The sequence below is a fragment of the Labrenzia sp. CP4 genome (assembly GCF_001579905.1).
Classification (GTDB): domain Bacteria; phylum Pseudomonadota; class Alphaproteobacteria; order Rhizobiales; family Stappiaceae; genus Roseibium; species Roseibium algicola.
Map to the genome: position 1 here is coordinate 5,141,245 of NZ_CP011927.1, position 20,598 is coordinate 5,161,842.

Consider the following 20,598-nt stretch of genomic DNA (forward strand, 5'->3'; position numbering starts at 1 on the left):
TGATCGTTTTTAGAGCGATGGAGCATCTTAGCTGCGGTCCTCGGAACGCAGGATGCTCCAGGGTAATTTGCCGAGATCGACATTGCCGCCGGTGATGATGATGCCGACGCGATTGCCGGCAAAGACGTCCCTGTTCTTCAGGATGGTTGCCAGCGGCACGGCGGAAGACGGTTCCATGACGATCTTCATCCGCGCCCAGATCAGACGCATGGCGTCGACGATTTCCTGTTCCGACGCGGTCAGGATGTCGGTGACGTGGTTCGAGACGAAGTGCCAGGTCAGCTCCTTGAGCGGCACCTTCAGCCCGTCGGCAACAGTTTCCGGTGCGTCGTCGGCAATGATGTGACCCGCCTTGAAACTGCGGGCAGCATCATCTGCCTGCTCCGGTTCGGCAGCAAAGATCTTCACTTCGGGCGCCAGGTTCGACAGGGTCAGGCAGGTGCCTGAGACCATGCCGCCACCGCCGATCGGTGCGACAACCGCATCAAGACCATCTGTCTGCTCCATCAATTCCTTGGAACAGGTGCCCTGACCGGCAATGACACGCGGGTCATTGTAGGGATGTACGAATTCCGCTCCGGTCCGGGCCTCGACCTCGGCAAAGACCGCTTCGCGGCTGGAGGTGGACGGTTCACACTCGGTGATGATGCCGCCGTACCCACGAACGGCATCCTTCTTGGCCTGTGGCGCCGTTCTCGGCATGACCACGTGGCACGGAATGCCCCGCCGGCCTGCCGCATAGGACAGGCTGAGCGCATGGTTGCCGGAGGAGTGGGTCGCCACACCGGCCTTGGCGGTTTCCTCGTCCAGACCGAAGACGGCGTTGGATGCACCGCGCACCTTGAAGGCACCTGCCTTCTGGAAGTTCTCGCATTTGAAGAACAGTTCCGCACCGGTCAGCTCGTTCAGGAACGAGGAGGTCAGAACCGGCGTCCGGTGGATATGCGGCTTGATGCGCTCATGCGCGACGAGCATGTCCTCAAGCGTCGGGATGTACTGGGTCAGGGCATCGGTTTTCATGCGGCTTCCTTCGAGGCAATGGCGCTGTCGCTGCGATAGACTTCCTGGGCGGCCGCAACACCGGAGCCCAGTTGGATGTCGAGGCCGAGATCGGCCATGACCATTTCGGCAGTCGCCAGCCCCGACAGCATCATGACGTCGGTCAGGCTGCCCAGGTGGCCGATACGGAACACCTTGCCTGCGACCTCTCCGAGGCCGACACCGAAGGCGACGCCGTATTTCGCCGCGGCGTGGGTAACGATGCCGGTGGCGTTGAAACCTCCAGGAGTACGGATCGCGCTGACCGAATCCGAATAGACGTCCGGTGTCTGCGCGCAAAGCTCCAGGCCCCAGGCCCGGACCGCGGCGCGCACACCTTCTGCAATGCGGTGGTGGCGGGCAAAGACATTGTCGAGGCCCTCTGCCAGCAGCATGTCGCAGCTTTGCTTCAACCCGTTCATCAGGCCGACGGCCGGCGTGTAGGGATAGGCGTTGTTGGCGTAGGCTTTCATCATGTCGCGAACATCGAAGAAGGTGCGCGGCAACCGGGCGCTTTCAACGGCGGCCTGTGCCTTTGGCGACAGGGCGATGATGGCGAGCCCCGGTGGCAACATGAAGCCTTTCTGGGAGCCCGTGACCGCGGCATCGACACCCCATTCGTCCATGCGGAAATCCATCGAGGCAATCGAGCTAACGCCATCGACAAAGAGCAGCGCCGGGTGCTTCGCGGCATTCAGCGCGCGGCGTACCGCGGCAATGTCGGATTTGACGCCGGTCGCGGTTTCGTTGTGGGTTGCCAGCACCGCCTTGATCTCGTGGTTTGTGTCCGCGGCGAGTATTTCCTCATAGCGGTCTGCCGGCAGCCCCGTGCCCCAGGCTGCCTCGACAACATCAACCTTCAGGCCGTGGCGCTGGCACATGTCGATCCAGCGATGGCTGAACATGCCGTTGCGGGCAGCCAGGATGTTGTCGCCGGGGCTCAAGCAGTTGGTGATCGCGGTTTCCCAGCCGCCGGTTCCGGTCGACGGAAACAGGAACACCTCGGCGGTTTCCGTCTTCAGCACCTTTTTGACGCCTGCAAGCGCGGGCTGCAGGATCTGTCCGAACAGCGGCGAGCGATGGTCCAGGGTCGGCATGTCGCACGCTCTGCGGAGCGCTTCCGGCATGTTGGTGGGGCCGGGAATGAAAACAGGATTTTGGAAGCTCATGGCCGTTTCCTCTTATGAATTTTGAGAAACGGTACCGTGCAGGGGCGGAGCTCTGCAATTTTTTTAAAATATTTTTTCAAAAATATATTTTGTATAAATTGCCAATCTTGTCAGTATGTTATATTTTTCATATGGTGAATTGATTTTTCAAAATCAGAAAAATGAGCTGATGACAGATCTCAAATCCGATAGTTCCGCCACCAGACGCGCCCGTGGGCGACCGCGTGCCTGGGACGACAAGACCGAACAGAACACCATCAAGTCGCTCGACCGGGCGATGGCCGTGTTCGAGCATCTGAGCACCCAGTCCGGCGTCTCTCTTTCAGCCCTGTCGGATCAGCTTGGAGAATCCACGGCAACGCTCTATCGCATCCTGTTCACGCTGGAGACACGTGGCCTGGTGGAATTCGACCAGGCGCAGCAGCTCTGGCACATAGGTCCGGGCGCATTCATCATCGGCGCACGATTTTTAAGGCGTACCAGTCTGGTGGAACGGGCGCGTCCTGTCCTGCGCTCCCTGATGGAGCAGACAGGGGAAACGGCCAATCTTGGTGTGGCACAGGCGGACCAGGTGCTGTTTGTCAGCCAGGTCGAAACCCACGAAAGCATTCGCGCCTTCTTCCCGCCCGGCACCTTGTCGCCGCTGCATGCCTCCGGCATCGGCAAGGCGCTTCTGGCTTTCATGGACGAGGACCAATGCAAGCGTATCCTGAAGCAGACCGACCGGGAACGCTTCACCGAGCACACATTGTGTGACGCGGGCCTGCTGGCCGCGGATCTGGAAGCGATCCGTGCACGCGGGTTCTCGATCGACGGGGAAGAAAAGAACCTCGGAATGCGCTGCATTGCGGCACCCGTATTCAATCACTATGGCGAAGCTGTCGCCGGGCTGTCCGTGTCGGGCCCGACCAGCCGGGTCAGCCCGGACAGGATCGCGCCTTTCGCAGAAGCAGTGAAGGCGGCGGCCGCTGCACTGACCGCCGCCCTCGGCGGCGAAATCGCTCCGCCGCAAACGAAGACCGTGGAATGAGAACGCTTGCTTCACTCCCGACCCGATCCAGAGGAGTTCGTTACACCCACACCCTGAAGCGGCCAATCCCGCCCTCTCCCTCATCCTGAGGAGAACCGTCAGGTCCGTCTCGAAGGATGGGCCGCTTGTTCCGGAGTGTGCCGCCCATCCTTCGAGACCCCGCTGAAGCGGCTCCTCAGGATGAGGGTGCCAGGATGAGGGTGCAAGGAGGAAGGGGCTTTTCTCTTTACTCCGCGGCGCTGCGGAAGCTCTGCCGGGAACCGGCCTCGAAACGGCCTGCCGCCTGCAGCTTCATGTGGCGGTTGACGTCCTTGTAGAGGAGGTAGCGGAACGGGCCCGGGCCACCGGCATAGCAGGCCTGCGGGCAGAAGGCGCGCAGCCACATGTAGTCGCCGGCTTCCACCTCGACCCAGTCCTGGTTGAGGCGATAGACCGCCTTGCCTTCCAGGACATAAAGCCCGTGTTCCATCACATGGGTTTCCGCGAACGGGATGACGGCACCCGGCTGGAAGGTGACAATGTTGACGTGCATGTCGTGGCGCACGTCTTCCGGATCGACGAAGCGGGTCGTCGCCCATTTGCCGTCCGTGCCGGGCATTGCCCGCGGTTCGATGTCGTTTTCGTGAGTGACGAAAAGTGTCGGTCGCTCCAGGCCTTCAACAGGCTCGAACGCCTTGCGAACCCAGTGGAACCGCACCGGTTCACTGCCTGTGTTCTTCAGGCTCCAGTCGGTTTGCGGCGGCAGGAAGGCGTAGCTTCCGGGCCTCAGGTGGTATCGCTGTCCGTCGGCTGTCAGAACAGCTTCGCCTTCGACAACGAACAGCACGCCTTCGGCGGAAGGGTCTGTCTCCGGCCGGTCAGAGCCACCACCCGGCGACACTTCAACGATATATTGCGAGAAGGTTTCGGCGAAACCTGACAATGGGCGCGACAGCACCCACAGGCGGGTCTTGTCCCAGAACGGCAGATAGCTGGTGACGATGTCACGCATGGTGCCTTTCGGGATGACCGCATAGGCATCGGTAAAGACAGCCCGGTCTGTCAGGAGTGTTTCCTGACCGGGATGACCACCGGTCGGCGCGTAATAGGATCTTGGGGGCATGGACTGGGACACGGCCAACCTTCTTCTTCAACAAAACCAGTTACCGGGAACTATGACCTGCCTTTCGAAGCCGGACCACGGGGCATGTCCGAAGAGCTCCTTTCGGAAAAACAAGATAATCGTCCCTTGATTTTCTTATTCTTCCGATCAATTGAACCCGCGCCTCAAGCCCGCGCGATGGCGATGTTGAGCAGAACTTGCCGCTTTTCCTCCGTCGCCACCTCGATGGCACGTTCCAGCGCTGCCGGCAGCGCATCGCCTTCCGTCACCGTTTCGGTGTAGGCGCGGCTGGCCTCCGCGGTTCTGGTGAAATCCGGGCTTGGCCGAAGGGACGTCAGCGGCACATCGTTGGCCTTGCTGGCAAGACCATCCTTGTAAGTGCCCACCACGGAGTGACGCACTGCGCCCCACTCCTCGTTGTTCAGCACAAGCGTGATCACCGGCAACTCATGCGCCTCGGCAACCATGTGGCAGGCCGTCGGGTTGGCGAACATGTAGCTGCCGTCGCCGATGGTTGCGAAGACCAGCCGGTCGCGGTCGGCAAGCTGTGCGCCAAGCGCCGCTGCGAGACCCCATCCAAGCCCCCCGGAATGCGGTTCCTGGAAGTAGCTGTTCGGTTGCTCCAGGTCGAGCGGCTCAAGCGGACAACCAAGCTCATGGAAGATTGTGGCCTTCCGCCCCTTGATGGCGCGGCCAAGGCAAAGACTGACCCAGTCCTTGCTCATCGGGCCGGCATTGCCGCGCTTGGCCCGGGCGACAACCTCCGCACGATTGGCGGACGACAGTTCGGCAATACGATGTCTGCGGGCGTTCAAAACGGCTTCGTCACGCGGACGGCTCTGCATTTCGGCAATCAGGGCCAGCAGCGTCTGAGCGGTTTCTCCTGCCAGGGTCACATCCGCCTGGAAGTTGCGGATCGGCGTGCGGGTGAACAGGGGATCCGGCCCGAGCTGGATCACGGTGACATCATCGCGAAGGGCGACCTTGTCCGGCCACCAGGGTGCCAGAGAGTTCATCACCAGCACCACGTCCGCCTCGGCAAGCAGGGCTTCCGGCGACGCACCGACCTGCATCGGGTGCGACAGGGGAACGGAAAGCTGGTTTGCCCAATAGTGCGACAGCGGCAGGGCCCAGTCCGTCAGGAACCGTCCGAGGGCTGCAAAGGCTTCTTCCGATCCGGCTCCTCGCTGACTGATGATCAGCGGGCTTTTGGCCTGCGCCAGCAGGTCTGCTGCCCGTTTGAGGGACGAGGGATCCGGCGCTGCGATGACCGGTGCCTGTTTCGACGGGGTATCAAGGCCATCCGGCGGAGTTTGCTCGCACAGAACTTCACGCGGCAGGCTGAGATAGACGGGGCCCTTGGGCGTGGAATTGGCAATCGCCCAGCCCCGGTCGAAGAGATCCGCGATCTGCTCGGGAAAACGCAACTCGTAGTCCCACTTGGTGACTTCGCGGATCAGCGCGGTCTGGTCGAACATTTCCTGTCCCCAGCCGATCGGCACCGTGCGCGCGCCAAAGCGGCCGGCTTCCATCACCGGCGTGCGACCGGACATCATCAGCACGGGGATCTGATCGCACCAGGCGTTGATGGCGCCGGTAATGCCGTTGGAGAGCCCCACGTTGGTGTGCAGCATGACCGACTGGATCCTGCCGGAGATCTGGTAAAAGCCGTGTGCCATACCGACGGCAACATGTTCGTGCGGCACCGTGATCGGCACCGGAAGGTCGAGCCCGTTCTGCGTTGCCTCGATCAGTCCCTCGATGATCGGTGGAAAATCTGTGCCGGAATTTGCGAAGACATAGTCGACACCGAGCGCCTTCAACTTGCCGAACACCGCTCCACCCGCGGTAATCGTGGTGCTGTCCATCCTGTCGGCCATGCCGTCCTCCCATGTTCCTTTTGGATGCAGAATGCAGAAATTGCGAGGCAATTCAGGCTCTTGCAGGAGAGGAGCCCCTCCGCGAACCGCCGCCTTCGCGTCTGCTTTGACGCGCACCCTAGACGATAAAAAACGGCTATGGGAACAAGGAATTTTCTTTCTAAAATTGGAAAGTATAATGGCTATTATCTCATTTTACATTACCAAACTAATTAGTGAAGATGATCGCGGAGCTACGTTCCCTGCTGGCCGCAAATCTGCAAGAGGTGCGCCCGAAAGGTCTTCCGGCATCGTTGAAGGGCGTTCCACGATCGCACACATTGAAGGTTGGCCAGCAAGTTACAGACCGGGAGTCGACAAGAGCTTCCGATGGGAGGAGACAACATGAGCATTCTCAAGAACGCGTTTCTCGCCGCTGCCATGATCGCCGCCGGCGCATCGTCCGCAAGCGCGGCCGATTACGAATTCAAGCTGCACCACTTCCTGGGCGAGAAAGCCCCTGCGCACACGCAGATGCTGGTGCCGTGGGCCAAGCAGGTGGAAGAAAATTCCGGTGGCAAGGTCCATATCGAAATCTATCCGGCCATGACGCTTGGCGGCCGTCCGCCCGAGCTGATCAACCAGGTGCGCGACGGCGTGGTCGATCTGGTCTGGACCGTGAACGGCTATACGCCTGGCCTCTTCCCGCGCACCGAAGTGTTCGAGCTTCCGGGCATTCACACCAACGATCCGGCCGCCACAAACCAGGCGTTGATGGATCTGTACGAAACGGACTTGAAGGACGAATACAAGGGCGTTGAAGTGATGTTCCTGCATGTGCATGCCGGCCAGGCCATTCACATGCGCGACACGGAAGTTCACTCCCCGGCAGACCTCGCCGGCAAGAAGATCCGTATCCCGACCCGTACCGGTGCCTGGGTGATCGAGGCACTCGGCGCTTCGCCGGTCGCCATGCCGGTTCCGGAACTGCCGCCTGCGCTGCAGAAGGGTGTTATCGACGGCGCCTTCATTCCGTGGGAAATCATTCCGCCGCTGAAGATCCAGGAGCAGACCGAGTTCCAGATCGAAGGCGTCGACAAGGAGCGTTTCGGCACCACCACCTTCCAGGTTTCCATGAACCAGGAACGCTGGAATGGTCTGCCGGAAGACATTCAAAAGGCCTTTCGTGATGCCTCCGGTCCCGAGTGGATCGTGAAGGTTGGCGAAATCTGGGCTGCATCGGATGATTTCGGGATCGGTCTGGCCACCAAGGCGGGCAACACGCACATCACCTTGACCGAGGAAGAGACCGAAGCTTTCCGTCAGGCGCTGGCCCCCGTTGCCGACCGCTGGGTCGAGGAGGTCTCCGCAAAGGGTATCGACGGTGCCGCGCTGGTTGAAAAGGCCCGCGCAGCGGTGGCCAGCCACTCGGCCAACTGATGTCGAACACTCTCAAAGCCAGCAGCTCCGGGTTCACCGGGGCTGCCAGCCGCCTGATAACGCTCTGGGCCCTGCTTGGCGGCGGCGTGCTGTTACTGGTCGTCGCTGTCAACATGCTGTCGATCATCGGCTCGGTTTTCGGCACACCGTTTCCGGGCGATTTCGAGCTGACCGAAATGGGCGTGGCCATCGCAGTCTTCGCGTTCCTGCCCTATTGCCAGTTGGTCGGTGCAAACGTCTCGGCAGACATCTTCACCGCCGGCGCGTCCAGACGGGTGATTGCCTTCTTCACCCTGCTCGGGTCATTGGTTGCCCTTGTATTCGCGCTGCTGCTGATCTGGCGCATGTATTACGGCATGCTGGACCAGAAGGACTACGACTACACAACCACCATCCTGCAGATCCCGCACTGGATGGCCTTCGTGCCGATCCTGATATCGCTTGCGCTGCTGGCACTGGCCGCGCTGGTCACGCTGCTGCAGGACATGACCGCGCTGTCGAGAGGACACCACTAGAATGACGGACGCACTTGTCCTCGGGCTTGGCGCTCTCGTGGTGCTGATCGCCCTGATCGCGATCCGCATGCCCATTGCCTATGCGATGATTCTTGTCGGCGGTGTCGGCACCATGATGCTGAACGGACCCGCCCTCGTCCTCAGCCAGCTGAAGACCCTCGCCTACGGCCAGTTCTCCATCTACGACCTTTCCGTCGTGCCGATGTTCGTCCTGATGGGGGCGATCGCCTCGAAGACCGGCCTGAGCCAGGCTTTGTTCCGGGGGGCGAATGCCTGGCTCGGCTGGTTGCGTGGCGGTACCGCCATGGCGGCCATCGCCGGCTGCGCCGGGTTCGGTGCGGTCTGCGGCTCGTCGCTTGCAACCGCTTCCACCATGGGCAAGGTCGCCCTGCCGGAACTCAAGCGCTACAATTATTCCGGTGCGTTGGCGACGGGAACGCTCGCTGCGGGCGGCGTGCTCGGCATCCTGATCCCACCCTCGGTGGTCCTGATCATCTATGCCATCATCGTGGAAGCAAACATCGTCACCATGTTCATGGCGGCGTTCCTGCCAGGCCTGCTGGCAGTGGTTCTCTTCCTTCTGACCATCGCCCTCTATGTCACCATCAAGCCTGAAGCCGGGCCCAAGGGAGGTGTTGCCGACCGCAAGGAATTCCTGGAGGCGACTGCCGGCATGATCCCGGTGCTGATCATCTTCGGGCTGGTCATCGGCGGCATCTACTTCGGGTTCTTCAACCCGACACCGGCAGCTGCCGTCGGCGTTTTTCTGGTCCTGCTGTTCGGGCTGTTGCAGCGCAAGCTGTCCGGCCACGACTTCATTCAGGCGCTCAAGGAAACCGCGTCCACTTCAGGCATGATCTATCTGATCATCCTTGGAGCGGAACTCCTCAAGATCTTCATGTCTCGCGTTGGCCTGCCTCAGGAAACCGCTTCCTGGATCGCCAACTCCGGGCTCGAACCGATGACGGTGCTGATCCTGCTGCTGATCGCGCTCATCCTGCTCGGCTGCCTGATGGACAGCCTGTCGATGATCCTGCTGGTGATCCCGTTCTTCTGGCCGGTACTGGTCGAGATCAACGGCGGCATCTACCAGGGAGCGGAAGGGGCAGGCTTCGGCATGAGCACGGAGGACCTGAAGATCTGGTTCGGCGTACTCGCCCTGATCGTGGTCGAACTCGGCCTGATCACGCCACCGGTTGGCATGAATGTCTTCGTCATCTCTTCGCTCGATCGGGAAACGCCGATGATCGAGACTTTCAAGGGCGTTGCGCCGTTCTTCTGTGCCGAGATCCTGCGCGTAATCCTGCTGGTCTGTTTTCCGATCATCACCCTGTGGCTGCCGCAGGTGCTGAGGTAGGCATCGAAAGCCCCCATAAATGAAAAAGCACGCCCGGGTAACGGGCGTGCTTTTTTCGTTCAAGGCTGGGCTTTTACTTTCCCTGTGCCGCCGCGCGGATCTGGCTGAGGCTGGCGGCCGGGGTGATGGCTTCCGGGTCCAGCTTCAGATGCAGGATTGCGGGTGTGCCGGCGGCACGGGCACGTTCGTATGCAGGACCGAAAGCGTCTGTCGTTTCGACCGTCTCACCGAAGGCACCATAGCTGTGGGCAAGCGCTGCGAAATCCGGATTGACCAGCTTGGTTGCCGACGGGCGGCCGGGATAGGTGCGTTCCTGATGCATGCGGATGGTGCCGTACATGCCGTTGTCGATCACAAGCACGATGATGTTGGCACCGTCCTGACAGGCGGTGCCAAACTCCTGCATGGTCATCTGCAGGCAGCCATCGCCTGCAAAACAGACGACTTCGCGCTCCGGAAAGGCAAGTTTGGCGGCAACGGCTGCCGGCAGGCCATACCCCATGGAGCCGCTCGTCGGCGCTGCCTGGGTGGCATAGCGACGGAACCGGTGGAAGCGGTGCAGCCAGGTGGCGTAGTTGCCGGCCCCATTGGTGCAGACCGCATCTTCCGGCAGGTTGGCTTCCAGCCATTCCATGACGCCGGCCATCTGGAGGTTGCCGGGCACCTGTGGCCGGGCACCGGACCAGTCCAGGTAGTCCTGATGGGCCTTGGCCGCTTCGCCTGCGCCCTTCAGTTCGGACGGCGGCTGAAGGCCTTCGGCCGCCTTGCAGAAGGCAGTCGGGCTGGCATGAATTGCCTGCGCCGGCCGGTAGACCCGGCCGAGTTCCTCGGCGTCCGGATGGACATGAACCAGTTGCTGCGTGGGAGAGGGAATGTCGAGCAGCGAATAGGACTGGCTCGGCATTTCCGACAAGCGGCCACCGACAAGCAGGATCAGATCGGAGGACTTGACCCGTGCCAATAGCTTCGGATTGATGCCGATGCCGACATCGCCGGCATAGTTCGGATGCAGGTTGTCGAACAGCATCTGGCGGCGGAACGAGCAGGCAACCGGCAGGTCGAAACGCTCGGCAAAGCGGGTAAAGCCGGCGACGGCCTCTTCCGACCAGCGGCTGCCACCCAGAATGGCGATCGGCCGCTCGGCCGCCCAAAGGCGCTTCTGCAGGTCCGCCATCTGGGTGAGGCCCGGATGCGTTTCGACCTGGGTCCACGCAGGCGGCTGCGGGGCATCCGCCTTTTCGACCAGCATGTCTTCCGGTAGCGCCAGAACCACCGGTCCCGGACGGCCGGACGTGGCAACATGGTAGGCGCGCGAAATGAACTCCGGTACGCGATCCGCGTGATCGATCTCCGCAACCCATTTGGCGATGCCACCGAACATTTGGCTGTAGTCGATTTCCTGGAACGCTTCACGCTCGCGCATGCCACGCTCGATCTGTCCGATGAACAGGATCATCGGCGTGGAATCCTGCGCCGCCACGTGGACACCGGCAGAAGCGTTGGTGGCCCCGGGACCGCGGGTCACCATGCAGATGCCCGGCTTGCCGGTGAGCTTGCCCCAGGCATCGGCCATCATTGCAGCCCCGCCTTCCTGGCGGCAGACCGTGACCGGGATCGACGCATCGTAAAGCGCATCGAGCACGGCAAGGTAACTTTCGCCGGGCACACAGAACACGCGCTCTGCCCCGTGGCGCTCCAGCGCCTCCACCAACAATTCACCGCCGGTCTTCTGGTCCATGTTCCGGGTCCTTACGAGAAAGATGATCTGTTCATTCTATAGCGTATGAAAATCCCGCCTGTTAGAGGCGAAAATCAGATTAATTGGCAATAGGGTCATTCCGATTTAGAATAATATATCTCCGACAACGGACTTGCAGCCCATCCTTCGAGACGCGCACAAACGCGCTCCTCAGGATGAGGTTGAATGTGTTGTAAGGCCGCCTGATTGTGCCACACACAGTCCTCATCCTGAGGAAGCGCCAAGTGCTGTCTCGAAGGATGGGCCTCATGTCATGGTAGGCCTTGCCGGTAAGCATCGGCGCAGCAAACAAAAAGGGGCACCGGTTTCCCGGCACCCCTGCCCCCATTCGTTTTTATGTCTTGTTATGGGAAGCTGATCTCAGATCGACTGAACCGTCACCACCTGGAAGGTGTGCATCTCGCCATCCTCGTCCTTGATGGAGACGTATTCACCCGGGTTGAAGGCATGAGCGCCGAAACGGTAGCCCGCCTCATCGTCGTCCTCGCCGTCGATATCGTAATGGAAAGCCCAGGAGCCACCCGGACGGTGGATGAGGTGGCCGACTTCCTCTTCCTCGGCGCCCCAGAATCGCCGCACACGGCAATGGTCGCGCTGCTTCTTCCAAAGACCGGCGTCGATATGGCCGGTTTCGTCTAGCGGAGCGGTGAATTCATAACCGTGGTTCGCCGAACCTTGCGGAAAATCCTTGGTTCTGGCCAGGTTCAACCTGATCTTCTTCAAAGTCGGATAGTCGCTCATGGGGCCCTCCTTTACTGACAATCCGGTTTATTTGTGCCACATCCGGGGCACCTCACATTGAGAAGGATCAAACCGGGTCGTTTGCATGTGAGGCATGTATTGCCACGTGTCAGCAAAAGGGACGGAAGATGGATCAGGCCGAAACCCAGAACCAGGCGCTCGAGTTCCTCGGCAGCCTTCCGTCCGACGATCCGGCGCGGCCCGAGGTGAAGCGGATCGACACCCATGCCAATATCGTCTTTCTGGTGGGCAGCAAGGCTTACAAGGTCAAACGGTCGGTCAAGTTTCCCTTTCTCGACTATTCGACGTTGCCCTTGCGCGAAGAAGCCTGCAAGGCGGAAATAACCTACAACCAGCCGAACGCACCTCAGATCTACCGGCAGGCCTTGCCTGTGACGCGGGAGGCAGATGGCACGCTGGATCTTGGCGGCACTGGAGAGCCCATCGAATGGGCAGTTGAAATGAACCGGTTCGAGCGACAGCACGAACTGGACTCCGTCGCTGGAACCGGCCCGCTTCCGGACACTCTGACGGACAGGCTGGCGGACATGATGGTGACTGCGCATGACGCCGCGCCACTGCGGCAGGGCAACGGCTTCTACGCGGAGCTTGCAAGCTATGTGGAGCAGAACGACGCCGCCTTTCGCGAGCACCCCGATCTGTTCGAAGCCGAGGCGGTCCGGCATCTGACCGAGACTTCCCGCACTGTCCTGTCGGCTCTGCACGAGCTGATCCTGCGCCGGGGCGAACAGGGCCTTGTCCGTCGTTGCCACGGCGACGCCCACCTTCGCAACATCGTCATGGTTGATGACACCCCGGTCCTGTTCGATGCGGTTGAATTTTCAGATGCGATTGCTACCGGTGACGTTCTTTACGATCTCGCCTTCCTGCTGATGGACCTGTGGGACCGGGGTCAACAGCGTGCGGCGAACCGGGTGTTCAACCGCTACATGGACAAGAGCCGCCTGGACACGCATTCGGAGGGCCTGGCAGCCCTGCCCTTCTACCTGATGATGCGCGCGGCGATCCGCTCCAAGATCGCGGCCAGCTCCGCTCTCAACCAGTCGGACCCGAACCAGAAACAACGTGAGCGCGACCAGGCCCAGGCCTATTTCCGCCACGCAGTGGACTTTCTGGATCCCTCACGCCCGCAACTGGTTGCCATCGGTGGCCTTTCCGGCACCGGCAAGACCACGCTTGCCTACGAAATTGCCCCCGGCATCGGCCGGGCACCCGGCGCGCGCGTGCTGCGCACGGACGTGATGCGAAAGCGCCTGCTGGGCATTGAAGAAACGGAAAAGGCGCCGGCGGAAGCCTATACGCTGGAGGCGTCCCAGAAGGTCTACCACGCGCTGGACGACACCATTCAGACCGTCCTCGCAGCGGGTCACTCGGCAATCTTCGATGCGGTTTTTGCCGCCGAGAGCGAACGGGACCGTATCGAGGCCATCGCCAACAATGTTGAATGCGGTTTCTGCGGCCTGTGGCTGACTGCGCCGGCAAACATCCTGAAAGCCCGGGTCTCCGCGCGCGGGGACGATGCCTCGGACGCGAACGCTGACGTTGTCGATACACAGCTTGGCTACGACCTCGGCCAGATGAACTGGGTGGAAATCGACGCGGGCAGCAATGTCGACGAAACCGCCGGACAGGTGCGGAAAATCCTGAACCGCCAGTAGCCTACAGTCCGGCAGCCCTGAGGGCTGCCGCGGCTCCGGCTGCACAGAAGACGGCGACATATTCCTTGCGCAGGGTCACCTGCGCCGCTGCAGCTACGACAAGGCACAGCGCCACGGCCAGCCCGCCCTTCAACACGATGGGCAGGATGGTGGAAACGATGATCGCGCCCGGCAACGCCTCCAGACCCCGGCGCACCCGCGGCGTGATGGGCAGCCGGCCCATGACCCAGTATCCACCCGCCCTCAGGGCGTAAGTGACCGCTGTCATGCCAAGCACGGCCAGGATGAAGATCGGGTCGGCGGTGAATGCTCCCTCAGTCATCGAGATAGGCCCCCGCGAAAGCACCGGCGATGGCACCGGTGAAAATGCTCCAGTAGCCACCGACCAGATACCAGGTCAGCGCGGCGATACCGCCTGCGAACAGCCAGCTGACTGTCTGGCGCTTACCCTTCCAGAGCGGCACCAGAAGTGCGGCGAAGAAAGCCGGCAGAACCACGTCGAGGCCATAGACCTTCGGGTCCGACACGAGACTGCCTGCGAAATAGCCCGGAACGACGGAAAGCGACCAGACCGACCAGGTGAAAAGACCGCTGCCGAGATAGATCCCCCAGTCGCGCGTGCCCTTGTCGTATTCCGACAAGGCCAGCAACCAGTTGAGGTCCGTCAGCAGAAACAGGGAAGGATAGGTCTGCCAGGCCGGCACCTGGCCAAGCCAGGGCCGCAGGCTCGCGCCGATCAGCAGCATGCGCATGTTGACGGCAGCGGTAACCCCGATCATGGCCACGACGAGAGCATAATTGAGCGGATCGCTGTAGACTTCCATCGCGACGAACTGGCTGGCGCCGGCGAAAACCAGCGAGTTGATCATGATCGTTTCGAGGAAGGTCAGCCCCTTTTGCGCGGCGACCGTTCCGAAGACCAGTCCAAGCGCGATGATGCCCGGGGATACCGGAATGCACATCGTGGCGCCCCGCACGCAGCCTTGCAGGCTGAGGGTCACATTTTTGTTCAACATGTCTGTCCAAGAGTGTCAGGCGGCGGGCACCCCCCGCAAAGAAAGGTCAGTATTGCTGATAAATCGACTCAGAACCAATGAAACCTTTTGATTTACCCATCAGCGATCCTGTAGCCGGGACCAGGCCACCGGTCAGAACACGACGCCGTAGATCATGCGCAGGCCGGTAAAACCGAGGAACAGCGCGAACACGAGCTTGAGCTTCGGCGGATCGATGGCATGGGCGATCTTCGCGCCCCAGGGTGCAGCAAGGGTGCTGGCCGGAATGATCAGGAAGAAGCCGATCAGGTTGACATACCCGAGCGAGAACGGCGGGCGCCCCTCCTCGCCCCAGCCGAAGAAGATCGACAGCAGAGTGCCCGGAACGGCAATGATGAGGCCGATGGCCGCCGCGGTGCCAACCGCCTTGCGGATCGGATAATTGAAAAGGGTCAATGTCGGAACGCCGAGCGTTCCACCGCCAATGCCCATCATCACCGAGATCCCGCCAATCAGGAAGCCCAGTGTTTCCTTGATCGGAGACCCGGGAAGCTTGTCGGCCAGATGGGAGCCATCCTTGCGGAACATCATGTTGGCCGACACGGCCAGAGCGACAATCCCGAAGACCAGCGTCAGTGCGCCACCCGAAATGTTCCCCGCGAGCGTTCCCCCGGCGATGACGCCAAGAGCGATCGCCCACCACCAGCGTTTCAGGAGATCCATGTCGACGCTGCCACGATTGTAGTGGGCGCGTGCCGACGACGTGCCGGTCGCCAGAATGGTTGCGAGCGACGTTCCCACGGCCACATGCATCAGAACCGACGGGTCGATCTTCAGGGCGGTGAACATGTAATAGAGCACCGGCACGATGACGATGCCGCCACCGACGCCGAGCAGGCCTGCAATGATCCCGGCCACAAGCCCGGTTGCCAGCAGCGCAACAGCCAGAAGGCCAAGGGAGAAAAGGCTGAGATCTTCCACGCGATTATCCTCGTTGCCGGTGCCGGGCTCATGCCGGCCACCAAAGTCTTCTTCCAGCGCTTAGACCAGCTGCGCGAATTTTTCCAGCCGCATGCACGGACTATCTGTTTTGCGTCGCTTGCAACCTCTTGCGACACGGGTGAATTGCAGCCAGTCTCTGCCGGGTGTCATTCAGGCGGGGAGGAAGCATGAACGGTCACTGGCTTGCGCTCTATACATTCGGCCAATTCCGTACGCGGGCGGACCACCCGGTTGTGGAACCCTTTCACCAAGCCGAGCCGCTTGTTTGGGCTGCGATGGAACGCGCCGAGGGTTTCGTCGCCCGCTCCGGCTACGAAGACGAACCGGGACCGGACAGCTGGGGCGAGCAGGTTTTTCCCAGGTACTGGCAGGACAATGGCGACGGCTGGGCACCCTCCACCATCTCGCTTTGGCAAGACCTGGAATCAGCGCTTGCCGCCGTCTACCGAGGGCCGCACGCCGAGATCCTGAAAAAGGGTCCGGACTTCATGCGCGAAGACCACGCCTACCCCGCCTATGCTCTGTGGTGGGTGCCGGAAGGCCACCAACCGGACTGGGTGGAGGCGATCGACCGTTTCGAACGCCTGGGCGACGCGGGCCCCACGCCCGCGGCCTTCACATTCAAGTCCGCTTTCGATCCTTCCGGAAAGCCCACAACAGTGAACGGCGGCGTATCGAAACAGATCGCGGAACGAAACCGGACCCGGACCGAAGCTCCCAAGGCTGTTCAATAGGGAATTGTTCAAAAATCGATGACTAATTGTCCAGATTTGGCAGAATTGTAAAACAATCCCCCAATGGCAATCTTAGGCCCAACAGCGCACGGACATTCCCGTGCCAGAGATTGGGAAAGGATTGAACCTTGAACCAGATACTCCGTCCTTCGGATGCTCGCGGCGATGCCGATTTCGGCTGGTTGAAGAGCAAGCACACGTTCTCCTTCGGGTCCTATTTTGACCCGAACCACATCGGTTTCGGTGCCCTGCGGGTGATTAACGAGGACCGTGTCGCCCCCAGCGCCGGCTTCCCAACCCACCCGCACCAGAACATGGAGATCATCTCCTATGTCGTTTCCGGTGGTCTGGAACACAAAGATTCGCTCGGTACGGGCTCAGTCATCCGGCCGGGAGAACTGCAGCGCATGAGCGCCGGCACCGGTGTTCGCCACAGTGAGTACAATCACTCGGACACGGATCCGGTCCACTTCCTGCAGATCTGGATCGTTCCTGAAGCTGACGGGATCTCGCCAAGCTACGAGCAGAAGGCCTTTCCGGAAGACGGCCGCCGCGATGCGCTGCGCCTGATCGGATCGCGCGACGGACGGGACGGATCCGTTACCATTCACCAGGATGTCGATCTCTACGCGTCGCTTCTGTCCGCGGATCGCGGCCTGGCCTTCGACATCCGTCCCGGCCGGAAGGTCTGGCTGCAACTGGTGAAAGGCAAGATCAGCGTCAATGACCAGCCGCTTTCCGCAGGCGACGGTCTCGGCCTGCTTCAGACAGGCGCGATCTCGCTGACAGCCAGTGAGAATGCCGAATTCCTGCTGTTCGACCTGGCAGCCTGATATGAATTGGGGCGGGATTGTTCCCGCCCCATCCCATGTACTTCCCTGGAAACGAACAGCCAGATTGAACACAGGATCAGAGCAATTGCTTTCATCCACTTCAGGAGACCGACAATGGTAGAGACAACTTCCCCCGACATCACCCTGGAACAGGATGGCAGCAAAGGCCGCTATGTGGCGATGGTAGAAGGGATCACCGAGCCGGCCGAACTGACCTTCTCCATTGTCAACGAACACCTGATCATTGCCGATCACACCGGTGTGCCGGACAGCATGCGTGGCATGGGGGTTGGCAAGGCACTGGTGGAAAGGCTTGTTGATGACGCCCGTCGCAAGCAGGTGAAGATCGTGCCGCTGTGTCCTTATGTGAATGCGCAGCGGCGCAAGCACCCCGAATGGGCGGATGTGTTTCAGGCCTAAGCGAAAAGAAACATGCTCAGCTCGAAGGCTCGCTGTCCTCTAGCGCCGTCTCGCACCCCCGCAAGGTGTAGAGCGCACTGGTCAGCATGTCGCCGGCCTGTTCGAAAGCGGTGTCGGTGATTTCCGGACCGGCAGCGCTCAGACCAACGGCCGCCAGCCTGATGTCGGCAAGGTTCCGATTGAGTTCCTTCAGTTGCTGCGCCACTTCCCAATGATCCCTGAGGTCGGGATCAGAGAGTTGCGCAGCAAGCGTGGTGATCTTGCCGTCAAGCGCTTCGATCCGGGCCTTGAATTCACCCGGAGAGACCTGCAACCGGGCGAGCGCGGCTTCTGTCACATTGCCGGCGATACGTTCGCCCGCTGTATCGACCCTGTTCAACACAAGGAGCGACAGCACGCAGGCTGCAATGACGAGCAGTGCCGTCGCATTCACGAGCGCCAGAAGCAGCTGACCGGGCAAACGGACCAGACGGCGGCCAAGGCCGGGGGCATCATGATAGGACATTGCATGCTCCTTAGAGATCAGGTGCTCTCATTCAGACAGAGTCCCGCATGACACACAACGGCCTCCCGGCCCGTGAACCGTCAGAAAGACCTGATTTCTTGGGAGAACCAACCGACCATCCGTTCACCGTATCAGCGCCCCTGGTATCTTCTGCCTGTAGCCCAGCCTACACTTTATCCGAGAAACGACACTTACCTTTAACGGAAAAAGGGTTACTCCGTTCCCATTCAAAACACCGATAGGGCACGGATGAACTACGGCCGCCTGATCACAGCAATATTGTTCCTCTGGATGACGTCCGCCCTCTTCAAGTACGGCAACCAGAACTACGAGGCGCTCAAGGCGGACTTTGGCCTGCTGGCTCCATTGATGTGTTTCATCGCCGGCGTCCTTCTCGGCTGCAGCGCCATTGTCCTGCTCATCAAGTCTTTCAGGAAGACATGATCGCACTTCGGCAGCTATCAACCTGCTGCGAGGTACCCTCAAACTTCAAGAGGGCTCCCCAAGCACGGAGCAGGTGTCTATTTCGCGTCGTGGAAGATGATCCCTGCGGTGTGTCTCGTGCCGGAGCGCACGCGGCTTACGCCGTGGCGCAGGTTCACGCGGTAATTACCTCTCGTTCCCTGGACAGGCCGGTTGTGAACGGCAAAGGCCACGGCATCCCCCAGTCGCAGGCTGACAACCTCAACGCGGCTCTGCATGCGCGGGCGTTGTTCGGTCATGCAGAACTCGCCACCCGAGAAATCCTTGCCCGGTTCCGATAGCAGAATCGCGACCTGAATCGGAAACACCAGATCGCCGTAAAGATCCTGATGAAGGCAGTTGAAGTCGCCGGCGCCATACTGCAGCAACAAAGGGGTCGGCCGGAGCTGGCCCGCCTTGTGGCATTGCTCCAGATACGCGTCATGGGTGACCGGAAATCGTTGATCGAAGCCCATGGCCTCGTTCCACGTGTTGGCAAGACCGGCGAAGCGGGGATAAAGGGCGGTCCGCAATCCACCCAGAACATCCGGCAGCGGATATTTGAAATAACGGTATTCCCCCTTGCCGAAGCCGTGCCGCGCCATGACGACATGGCTTCGGAAATGTTCTTCCTCGGTATAAAGCGACGAAAGGGCACGACATTCCCCGGGCGACAAGAGCTGAGGCAGCGTGGCACAGCCGAAACCGTTCAGCTCTTCGTGGATAGCAGCCCAATCATAACCGGCAACCCGAGCCTCTAAAGAGGTCGCCAAAGCAACCGAACGATCCTCGTTGGCGGTAAGCTTTCTCATGCCCGTTTCTCCCTCTCGATGAGATCGCGCTTGCGCTCCACACCCCATGCGTAGCCGGAAAGTGCACCGCTGGTTCGAACCACACGGTGGCAGGGGATTGCCACTGCGAGCTTGTTGGCAGCACAAGCCCGGGCAACAGCCCGTGATGCCTTGGGTGCCTTGATACGCCGGGCAACCTCGGCATAGGAGACCGTTTCTCCGGCAGGGATTTCCTGAAGAGCTTGCCATACCCGTTGTTGAAAGACGGTTCCGCGGACATCCAAAGGCAGGTCCAGACCGATCTTTGGACATTCGACGAAGCCCACCACCCGGGCCACCAGACCTTCATAGTCGCGATCCGCCCCAAGCAGTGTTGCCTTGGGAAACCGGTCCTGCAGATCCCGGACCAAGTCCCCCGGGTCACTTCCGAGAAGAATCGACACAACGCCTTTCTTGCTGGACGCGACCAGAATGGCACCAAGTGTCGTCTGGCCAACCGCGAACCTGATCTCCTCGTCGGCTCCGCCGGCACGGTATTGCGTGGGTGTCATACCCAGCATCCCGGTGGATTTTTCATAGAACCGTCCGCTGGAATTGAAGCCTGCGTCATAGATTGCCTCAGTCACCGTTATGCCGGCACCAAGTCCATCACGGACCTTGTTGGCCCGATGCGCTGACGCATAGTCTTTTGGCGTGAGCCCGGTTGTCGCCTTGAACACCCGGTGAAAGTAGCTGGGGCTACGACCGACGGAGCGAGCAAGATCATCCAGTGACGGCTCTTCTTCGCTGCCTTCAATGATGCGGCAGGCCTTTGCGACAATTGCTGCATTCTCGGCACCGGCAGGCAAGCCTTCCGGCTTGCAGCGCTTGCACGCCCTGAAACCGGTCGCCCGGGCACTTTCGAGCGTGGTGTGAAGCTGTACGTTTTTCGGATTGGCCAGGCGCGAAGGGCACGACGGGCGACAATAGACCCCGGTTGTCGACACCGAATACCAGAACTGGCCGTCTGCGGTCTTGTCACGGGCTGCTATACGCGCCCATCGAGGGTCCTCTGCCAGGGGCAGCTTGGTCAGATTGTCGTTCAAGGCTTCCATTGGTGCGTCTTCCCGAAATTGTTGTCGTCAACTTCGCCAATCCTGTCACCGGCTTCACGACCGTGCACTCCGG

The 20,598-nt window shown here is 60.8% G+C and carries 21 protein-coding genes; 9 read left to right on the top strand and 12 right to left on the bottom strand.

Annotated features, from left to right (window positions below):
• Positions 1-27 precede the first annotated feature (27 nt).
• Both bhcB and bhcA read right to left on the bottom strand, forming a co-directional pair.
• Positions 28-1,020, bottom strand: a complete 993-nt coding sequence (bhcB, locus tag ACP90_RS23550) for a beta-hydroxyaspartate dehydratase BhcB (RefSeq protein ID WP_062490363.1) — start codon at positions 1,018-1,020, stop codon at positions 28-30.
• Positions 1,017-2,207 (bottom strand): L-aspartate--glyoxylate aminotransferase BhcA, encoded by a 1,191-nt coding sequence (gene bhcA / locus ACP90_RS23555; RefSeq protein WP_062490364.1) that lies wholly within the window; start codon positions 2,205-2,207, stop codon positions 1,017-1,019. Before bhcA ends, bhcB begins: the two co-directional genes overlap by 4 nt.
• Before the next feature lie 169 nt (positions 2,208-2,376).
• On the opposite strand from bhcA, the gene bhcR reads away from it, so the two are divergent.
• The gene (bhcR, locus tag ACP90_RS23560; RefSeq protein ID WP_062491919.1) at positions 2,377-3,237 is read left to right on the top strand and encodes an HTH-type transcriptional regulator BhcR; all 861 of its coding nucleotides are present in this window, start codon (positions 2,377-2,379) and stop codon (positions 3,235-3,237) included.
• Positions 3,238-3,463: 226 nt separating this feature from the next.
• On the opposite strand, the gene ACP90_RS23565 is transcribed toward bhcR, so the two are convergent.
• Positions 3,464-4,339: a bifunctional allantoicase/(S)-ureidoglycine aminohydrolase gene (locus ACP90_RS23565; protein WP_062490365.1), complete on the bottom strand. Its 876-nt coding sequence runs from the start codon at positions 4,337-4,339 to the stop codon at positions 3,464-3,466.
• Positions 4,340-4,503: 164 nt separating this feature from the next.
• Positions 4,504-6,219, bottom strand: a complete 1,716-nt coding sequence (locus ACP90_RS23570) for a thiamine pyrophosphate-requiring protein (RefSeq protein ID WP_062491921.1) — start codon at positions 6,217-6,219, stop codon at positions 4,504-4,506.
• A 384-nt stretch (positions 6,220-6,603) separates the two neighbouring features.
• Here ACP90_RS23570 and ACP90_RS23575 point away from each other — a divergent pair, with 384 nt between their 5' ends.
• Genes ACP90_RS23575 through ACP90_RS23585 form a run of 3 tightly spaced genes read left to right on the top strand, consistent with a single transcriptional unit; the run spans position 6,604 to position 9,510 of the window.
• The gene (locus ACP90_RS23575) at positions 6,604-7,638 is read left to right on the top strand and encodes a TRAP transporter substrate-binding protein (RefSeq protein WP_062491923.1); all 1,035 of its coding nucleotides are present in this window, start codon (positions 6,604-6,606) and stop codon (positions 7,636-7,638) included.
• Positions 7,638-8,153 carry a TRAP transporter small permease subunit gene (locus ACP90_RS23580; RefSeq protein WP_023002154.1) on the top strand — a complete coding sequence of 172 codons (516 nt, stop codon included), beginning with the start codon at positions 7,638-7,640 and terminating at the stop codon, positions 8,151-8,153. The genes ACP90_RS23575 and ACP90_RS23580 overlap by 1 nt, the downstream gene beginning before the upstream one ends.
• Position 8,154: 1 nt before the next feature.
• Positions 8,155-9,510, top strand: a complete 1,356-nt coding sequence (locus tag ACP90_RS23585; RefSeq protein ID WP_023002155.1) for a TRAP transporter large permease subunit — start codon at positions 8,155-8,157, stop codon at positions 9,508-9,510.
• A gap of 73 nt (positions 9,511-9,583) precedes the next feature.
• On the opposite strand, the gene ACP90_RS23590 is transcribed toward ACP90_RS23585, so the two are convergent.
• A complete protein-coding gene (locus tag ACP90_RS23590; RefSeq protein WP_062490367.1) occupies positions 9,584-11,248 on the bottom strand; it encodes a thiamine pyrophosphate-binding protein in 1,665 nt (554 codons plus the stop codon).
• A gap of 381 nt (positions 11,249-11,629) precedes the next feature.
• Positions 11,630-12,010 carry a hypothetical protein gene (locus tag ACP90_RS23600; RefSeq protein WP_023002157.1) on the bottom strand — a complete coding sequence of 127 codons (381 nt, stop codon included), beginning with the start codon at positions 12,008-12,010 and terminating at the stop codon, positions 11,630-11,632.
• Between the two features lie 128 nt (positions 12,011-12,138).
• On the opposite strand from ACP90_RS23600, the gene ACP90_RS23605 reads away from it, so the two are divergent.
• Positions 12,139-13,689 carry a bifunctional aminoglycoside phosphotransferase/ATP-binding protein gene (locus tag ACP90_RS23605; protein WP_062490369.1) on the top strand — a complete coding sequence of 517 codons (1,551 nt, stop codon included), beginning with the start codon at positions 12,139-12,141 and terminating at the stop codon, positions 13,687-13,689.
• Between the two features lies 1 nt (position 13,690).
• Here ACP90_RS23605 and ACP90_RS23610 read toward each other — a convergent pair whose 3' ends face one another.
• From ACP90_RS23610 to ACP90_RS23620, 3 genes are all read right to left on the bottom strand, one after another.
• Positions 13,691-14,011, bottom strand: coding sequence for an AzlD domain-containing protein (locus ACP90_RS23610; protein WP_062490371.1), 321 nt, complete (start codon positions 14,009-14,011; stop codon positions 13,691-13,693).
• A complete protein-coding gene (locus ACP90_RS23615; RefSeq protein ID WP_023002160.1) occupies positions 14,004-14,705 on the bottom strand; it encodes an AzlC family ABC transporter permease in 702 nt (233 codons plus the stop codon). The genes ACP90_RS23610 and ACP90_RS23615 overlap by 8 nt, the downstream gene beginning before the upstream one ends.
• Before the next feature lie 132 nt (positions 14,706-14,837).
• Positions 14,838-15,665, bottom strand: a complete 828-nt coding sequence (locus tag ACP90_RS23620; RefSeq protein WP_062490373.1) for a sulfite exporter TauE/SafE family protein — start codon at positions 15,663-15,665, stop codon at positions 14,838-14,840.
• A 188-nt stretch (positions 15,666-15,853) separates the two neighbouring features.
• On the opposite strand from ACP90_RS23620, the gene ACP90_RS23625 reads away from it, so the two are divergent.
• The 3 genes from ACP90_RS23625 to ACP90_RS23635 all read left to right on the top strand — a co-directional run bounded on the left by ACP90_RS23625 (position 15,854) and on the right by ACP90_RS23635 (position 17,673).
• The gene (locus ACP90_RS23625; RefSeq protein WP_062490375.1) at positions 15,854-16,420 is read left to right on the top strand and encodes a DUF3291 domain-containing protein; all 567 of its coding nucleotides are present in this window, start codon (positions 15,854-15,856) and stop codon (positions 16,418-16,420) included.
• A gap of 128 nt (positions 16,421-16,548) precedes the next feature.
• Positions 16,549-17,253: a pirin family protein gene (locus ACP90_RS23630; RefSeq protein ID WP_062490376.1), complete on the top strand. Its 705-nt coding sequence runs from the start codon at positions 16,549-16,551 to the stop codon at positions 17,251-17,253.
• Positions 17,254-17,367: 114 nt separating this feature from the next.
• On the top strand, positions 17,368-17,673 hold the full coding sequence (locus ACP90_RS23635) for a GNAT family N-acetyltransferase (protein WP_062490378.1): 306 nt from the start codon (positions 17,368-17,370) through the stop codon (positions 17,671-17,673).
• A gap of 16 nt (positions 17,674-17,689) precedes the next feature.
• Here the strand turns inward: ACP90_RS23635 and ACP90_RS23640 are convergent, their stop codons facing one another.
• The gene (locus ACP90_RS23640) at positions 17,690-18,178 is read right to left on the bottom strand and encodes a hypothetical protein (protein WP_062490380.1); all 489 of its coding nucleotides are present in this window, start codon (positions 18,176-18,178) and stop codon (positions 17,690-17,692) included.
• 249 nt (positions 18,179-18,427) lie between these two features.
• On the opposite strand from ACP90_RS23640, the gene ACP90_RS23645 reads away from it, so the two are divergent.
• Positions 18,428-18,622 carry a hypothetical protein gene (locus ACP90_RS23645; protein WP_023002166.1) on the top strand — a complete coding sequence of 65 codons (195 nt, stop codon included), beginning with the start codon at positions 18,428-18,430 and terminating at the stop codon, positions 18,620-18,622.
• Between the two features lie 77 nt (positions 18,623-18,699).
• On the opposite strand, the gene ACP90_RS23650 is transcribed toward ACP90_RS23645, so the two are convergent.
• Together ACP90_RS23650 and ada are read right to left on the bottom strand one after the other, a co-directional pair.
• On the bottom strand, positions 18,700-19,452 hold the full coding sequence (locus ACP90_RS23650; RefSeq protein WP_062490381.1) for a 2OG-Fe(II) oxygenase: 753 nt from the start codon (positions 19,450-19,452) through the stop codon (positions 18,700-18,702).
• A complete protein-coding gene (gene ada / locus ACP90_RS23655) occupies positions 19,449-20,525 on the bottom strand; it encodes a bifunctional DNA-binding transcriptional regulator/O6-methylguanine-DNA methyltransferase Ada (RefSeq protein ID WP_062490382.1) in 1,077 nt (358 codons plus the stop codon). Before ada ends, ACP90_RS23650 begins: the two co-directional genes overlap by 4 nt.
• Between the last annotated feature and the right edge of the window lie 73 nt (positions 20,526-20,598).

Coding starts and splice junctions, on each gene's coding strand:
- ACP90_RS23650 (WP_062490381.1), bottom strand. CDS start 19,452: ATGAGAAAGCTTACCGCCAACGAGGATCGTTCGGTTGCTTTGGCGACC.
- ACP90_RS23590 (WP_062490367.1), bottom strand. CDS start 11,248: ATGGACCAGAAGACCGGCGGTGAATTGTTGGTGGAGGCGCTGGAGCGC.
- bhcB (WP_062490363.1), bottom strand. CDS start 1,020: ATGAAAACCGATGCCCTGACCCAGTACATCCCGACGCTTGAGGACATG.
- ada (WP_062490382.1), bottom strand. CDS start 20,525: ATGGAAGCCTTGAACGACAATCTGACCAAGCTGCCCCTGGCAGAGGAC.
- ACP90_RS23565 (WP_062490365.1), bottom strand. CDS start 4,339: ATGCCCCCAAGATCCTATTACGCGCCGACCGGTGGTCATCCCGGTCAG.
- ACP90_RS23615 (WP_023002160.1), bottom strand. CDS start 14,705: ATGTTGAACAAAAATGTGACCCTCAGCCTGCAAGGCTGCGTGCGGGGC.
- ACP90_RS23625 (WP_062490375.1), top strand. CDS start 15,854: ATGAACGGTCACTGGCTTGCGCTCTATACATTCGGCCAATTCCGTACG.
- ACP90_RS23610 (WP_062490371.1), bottom strand. CDS start 14,011: ATGACTGAGGGAGCATTCACCGCCGACCCGATCTTCATCCTGGCCGTG.
- bhcA (WP_062490364.1), bottom strand. CDS start 2,207: ATGAGCTTCCAAAATCCTGTTTTCATTCCCGGCCCCACCAACATGCCG.
- ACP90_RS23580 (WP_023002154.1), top strand. CDS start 7,638: ATGTCGAACACTCTCAAAGCCAGCAGCTCCGGGTTCACCGGGGCTGCC.
- ACP90_RS23575 (WP_062491923.1), top strand. CDS start 6,604: ATGAGCATTCTCAAGAACGCGTTTCTCGCCGCTGCCATGATCGCCGCC.
- ACP90_RS23600 (WP_023002157.1), bottom strand. CDS start 12,010: ATGAGCGACTATCCGACTTTGAAGAAGATCAGGTTGAACCTGGCCAGA.
- ACP90_RS23585 (WP_023002155.1), top strand. CDS start 8,155: ATGACGGACGCACTTGTCCTCGGGCTTGGCGCTCTCGTGGTGCTGATC.
- ACP90_RS23635 (WP_062490378.1), top strand. CDS start 17,368: ATGGTAGAGACAACTTCCCCCGACATCACCCTGGAACAGGATGGCAGC.
- ACP90_RS23605 (WP_062490369.1), top strand. CDS start 12,139: ATGGATCAGGCCGAAACCCAGAACCAGGCGCTCGAGTTCCTCGGCAGC.
- ACP90_RS23645 (WP_023002166.1), top strand. CDS start 18,428: ATGAACTACGGCCGCCTGATCACAGCAATATTGTTCCTCTGGATGACG.
- ACP90_RS23640 (WP_062490380.1), bottom strand. CDS start 18,178: ATGTCCTATCATGATGCCCCCGGCCTTGGCCGCCGTCTGGTCCGTTTG.
- ACP90_RS23570 (WP_062491921.1), bottom strand. CDS start 6,219: ATGGCCGACAGGATGGACAGCACCACGATTACCGCGGGTGGAGCGGTG.
- bhcR (WP_062491919.1), top strand. CDS start 2,377: ATGACAGATCTCAAATCCGATAGTTCCGCCACCAGACGCGCCCGTGGG.